Annotated in this window: 3 protein-coding genes and 3 pseudogenes; 3 read left to right on the top strand and 3 right to left on the bottom strand. The window is 67.8% G+C overall.

The window, feature by feature from the left end:
- Nucleotides 1-290, bottom strand: a pseudogene (locus WA944_RS13460) (carboxymuconolactone decarboxylase family protein); the annotation flags it as partial.
- A 119-nt stretch (nt 291-409) separates the two neighbouring features.
- Here WA944_RS13460 and pdxR point away from each other — a divergent pair.
- A pseudogene (gene pdxR, locus WA944_RS13465) lies at nt 410-1,818 on the top strand (MocR-like pyridoxine biosynthesis transcription factor PdxR).
- 30 nt (nt 1,819-1,848) lie between these two features.
- A pseudogene (locus WA944_RS13470) lies at nt 1,849-2,316 on the top strand (nitroreductase family deazaflavin-dependent oxidoreductase).
- Between the two features lie 48 nt (nt 2,317-2,364).
- Here WA944_RS13470 and WA944_RS13475 read toward each other — a convergent pair.
- A complete protein-coding gene (locus WA944_RS13475) occupies nt 2,365-2,673 on the bottom strand; it encodes a hypothetical protein (RefSeq protein ID WP_526371266.1) in 309 nt (102 codons plus the stop codon).
- A gap of 204 nt (nt 2,674-2,877) precedes the next feature.
- Nucleotides 2,878-3,204 carry a hypothetical protein gene (locus WA944_RS13480; protein ID WP_526371264.1) on the bottom strand — a complete coding sequence of 109 codons (327 nt, stop codon included), beginning with the start codon at nt 3,202-3,204 and terminating at the stop codon, nt 2,878-2,880.
- A 199-nt stretch (nt 3,205-3,403) separates the two neighbouring features.
- Between WA944_RS13480 and WA944_RS13485 the strand changes: the two genes are divergently transcribed.
- Nucleotides 3,404-4,321, top strand: a 918-nt coding sequence (locus tag WA944_RS13485; protein WP_526647039.1) for a DUF222 domain-containing protein, incomplete at its 3' end; no start/stop codon positions are given.

Genomic DNA, 4,321 nt, shown 5'->3' on the forward strand with positions numbered 1-4,321 from the left:
GGTCGGAGAACACCGCGGCGGCCCAGCCGTAGACGTCGTCGCCGACACCGCCATGGCCGAGTTCCGTGGTGGCCTCGGTCAGAGCCAGCGCCGCGCGCTCCCGTTCGCTGAAGAGCTCTCCCGCCTCCGCCCACGCGGCGAGGACGTCGAGCTTCTGCTCGGCCACGCCCAGCTTGCGGGCGTCGCGGGTGTGCATTTCGAGGCAGAACGCGCAGTGGTTGACGGATCTTGATCGGCTCACCCAGCTCGGGGTCGAGATCCTTGGCCGCCGCCGCGGACAGCGTCATCATCGCGTCGTACAACTCGGGGGAGGCCTTGTAGATCTTGAGCCGGTCCCCGGTGGTCAGTGTCTTGTGTCATAGCCCCGACGCTAGTACCGGATATCCCGCTCCAATGGTTCAATTCATGCGTGACTTCGTGGGCCAATTCGGGAAGCCGCGACCTGCACCTCGATCTACGACAGACGTTCGTTCCCGGTGCTCATGGAACCAGGGACGCGCTGAGCGCGGCCCTGCGCGACGCAGCCAGATCGGGTCGACTCACGCCCGGGACGATGCTGCCGCCGTCCCGCACCCGGGCCTCCGACCTGGGGGGCTGGCCCGCAATACGGTCGCCGAGGCCTACGCCGAACTCGTCGCGGAGGGCTGGCTGGCGTCGCGGCAAGGCGCGGGCACCTGGGTGGTCAACACCGCCCGTCCCGTCGCGCCGCCCCGACCCGGGGCACCCGCGTCACGCCCGTGCACAACCTGATGCCGGGCACCCCCGACGTCTCGGAGTTCCCCCGCAGCCAGTGGGTGGCGTGCACCCGTCGGGCGCTGGCTCACGCACCCCACGACGCGCTGCGGATGGGTGATCCTCGCGGCCGGCCTGAGCTGCGAAAACGCCCTCGCCGACTATCTGGCCCGCGCCCGGGGCGTCCGCACGTCACCGGAATCCATCGTGATCTGCTCGGGGGTGCGACAGGGCGTGCAGCTTCTGGCGCGCGTGCTGGGCGGACCCATCGCGGTGGAGGCCTACGGCCTGTTCCTGTTCCGTGATGCCATTGCGGCCGTGGGGGTTCCGACGGTACCGATCGGTGTCGACGGCGACGGCGCCGTGGTCGACGAACTCGATCGGCTCGATGTGCCTGCGGTGCTGTTGACCCCGGCACACCACAACCAGCTGGGGATGTCGCTGCACTCCTCACGGCGCACGGCCGTCGTCGAATGGGCGCAGCGCACAGGCGGTTTCGTACTCGACGACGACTACGACGGCGAGTTCCGGTACGACCGTCAACCCATCGGTGCGCTGCAGGCCCTGCGGCCGGAGAAAGTCGCCTACCTCGGCTCCGCCAGCAAGAGCTTGTCGCAGTCACTGCGGCTGGGCTGGATGGTGCTGCCCGACACGTTGGTGGATCCGGTGATCGACGCGGCGGGCGAACAGCAGTTCTCCGTCGACGCCATCGCGCAGCTCACGTTGGCCGAGTTCATCGTCGGCGGGTACTACGACCGCCACATCCGGCGGATGCGGGCCCGGTACCGGCGACGCAGGGACGCGCTGGTCTCCGCACTGTCCCCGTTCGGGATCGCCGTCGGCGGGCTGGCCGCCGGGGTGAGCACCCTGCTGACACTTCCCGATGGAGCGGAGGCCGAAGTGCTCCACCGGGCCGGCGAGGCCGGAATCGTGCTCCAAGGGTTGTCGATGATGCGCCACCCCGCTGCCGGTGCTGACCATCCCGATCCCGACGGCTTGATCGTCGGCTTCGCCGCTCCGGCTGAACACGCCTTCGCTCCCGCGGTCTCCGCGTTATGCGATGTGCTGCAGGCCAGCGGGCTGTAGCTTTCAGCGATGACAGCTCCGCGCCGTCACATGAACGTCTATGAACGAGCCGTCGAGAAGTTCGCGAGGACCCCGGCCGGGTACGGGTTCGTCAGAAATGTTGCGCCGCGCGTAGACCCGCCGCTCCTACGAATCACCGGCGGCCGGTTCAGCAGCGTCTACCCGGCGCCGACCATGCTGTTGACGACGATCGGGGCCAAGAGTGGGCTGCCCCGGACACTGCCGCTTCTGTATGTCGCCGATGGCGATTCGCTCATCCTGATCGCGTCGAACTACGGCAGACCGGGTCACCCGGCGTGATACCGGAACCTTGCGACGAACCGGCGAGTCGAGGTTCTCGCGGGCACGCACAGCGGGGTCTATACGGCGACCGAGATCGCCGACCGAGGACGCTCGGCGGCGTGGCAGAAGGCTCTCGACCTGTATGCGGGCTACAGCGACTACGAGGCGCGGACCGGCGGCAGGACGATCCCGCTGGTCCGACTGCGTCGCCGATAGCAAAAAGGGGCACCTCCTGGTGGAGGTGCCCCTTTCTGCTCTGTCGGGTTACCTGACATCGACGAAGACCACGTTGCCGGTGGTTTCGAGGACCTTGTCGTCGCCCTGGGCGTCCCAGACGTATTCGCGGATCGGCTGGCCCTGGCGGACCGAGACGACCTCGGCGCTGTCGAGCGCGGTCGAGCCCTGACGGTTGACGATGACGCGGTTGCCGTCAGCCTCGAGCGAAGCGATGGTGTCGCCGGCGCTGCCGGAGCCGGACGGGGCGGCGGCAGCGGGACCGGCCAGCCCGGTGAAGGCGGCGGTGAATCCGGCGGCGATGGCGGTGATGGTGGCGGCGGCGGTGAAGTTCTTCATGGTCTCTGCTCCCTATGTGTTCTATTTCTTGCTGATCTTGTTGGTTCTAGTGGCTTAAACCAGCAGGTCAGGGGATTAATTCCGGTGGCAGCAATTGAACGGCCGCTGGCAGAAACACCTCGATGGAAGGGCTCCCCGAGACCGCGGTCGCTGACGAGAAAAGGGGCACCTCCTGGTGGAGGTGCCCCTTTCTGCTCTGGCGGGTTACCTGACATCGACGAAGACCACGTTGCCGGTGTTCTGCAGAACCCGGCGGTCGCCCTGGGCGTCCCAGACGTATTCCCGGATCGGCTGGCCCTGACGGACCGAGACGACCTCGGCGCTGTCGAGCGCGGTCGAGCCCTGACGGTTGACGACGACGCGGTTACCGTCGGCCTCGAGGGAGGCGATGGTGTCGGCGGCGCTGGTTCCCGAGGGCGCTGCTTTCGGGGGCCACGGCCCGGCGGCAGCGGGGCCGGCCAGCCCGATGAAGGCGGCGGTGAATCCGGCGGCGATGGCGGTGACGGTGGTGGCGGCGGTGAGGTTCTTCATGGTCTTTGCTCTTCCCTGTGTGTCGGGTCGCAGCCGTGGAGCGAATCTCGCGGTTTCGACGTTCTGTGTTGCTCTTTTTGTTGGTTCTGGTGGCTTGAACCGGCAGGTCAGGGGTTTAATTCCGGTGGCAGGAATTGAACGGCCGCTGGCAGAAACACCTCGGTGAAACTTGTCGGTGGGTCGAACTAGTGTTCGAAGTATGTTCGATGAAGGGCTCCCCGAGACGGCGGATCTGGCCGCGCTGACCGATGCGGAGCTGATCGACGCCGCCCGGGGGTGGGCGCGCACCGAAAACGCCGCGTGTGCGCGCAAGTTGTCGGTGATGGCCGAAATCTTCACCCGCCGCACCGACCTGCCACCGGGGGATCGCGAATCGTGGTGGCTCGACCCCGAAGCCGCCGTGGTCGCCGAACTGGCCGCCGCCCAGAACATCACCCGCTCGTTGGCGTCGCATCAGGCCCACCGCGGGGTCGCGCTGCGTGATCGGCTGCCCAAGGTGGCCGCGCTGTTCGACGCCGGGCTGATCAACGAAATGCTGGCCCGGGCCATTGTGTGGCGCACCTACCTGATCGAGGATTCCGCCGCGATGACCGCCGTGGATGACGAACTGGCGCAGCGGATCGGCGCGTGGGGCGCATTGTCGATCAAGAAGACCGAACAGGCCATCGACGCGCTGATCGAACGCCACGACCCGGGCGCGCTACGCCGCGCCCGGGAATCAGTCAGCAGCCGTGATGTGCAATTCGGCTCCCCGGGCGACCCACCCGGCTACACCAGCCTGTGGGCCCGGCTGTTCAGCGCTGACGCCGCCCTCGACGAAAAACGTGTCCAAGAAATGGCCTACAGCGTCTGCGACCGCGACCCCCGCAGCGCCGAGGAACGCCGCGCCGACGCACTCAGCGCACTGATCCAACAGACCACGATGAACTGCCTGTGCGCAGACCCTGACTGTGAGGCCACCCGCGGCAAACCGCCGGACAAAAACACCATCGTCTACGTCATCACCGACCACGACACCCTCACCGCCAGAAACGGCGACGGCGACGAGGATGGCGGCGGCAATCCCGACGGCGGCGGCGGCGATGGCGACGACGGCCGCGGCGGGCCCGACAGTGGC

Source organism: Mycobacterium sp., assembly GCF_049683355.1.
Classification (GTDB): Bacteria; Actinomycetota; Actinomycetes; order Mycobacteriales; family Mycobacteriaceae; genus Mycobacterium.

Excerpts from the sequence above, each read along its gene's own strand:
- WA944_RS13475 (WP_526371266.1), bottom strand. The coding sequence starts at position 2,673 with ATGAAGAACTTCACCGCCGCCGCCACCATCACCGCCATCGCCGCCGGA.
- WA944_RS13480 (WP_526371264.1), bottom strand. The coding sequence starts at position 3,204 with ATGAAGAACCTCACCGCCGCCACCACCGTCACCGCCATCGCCGCCGGA.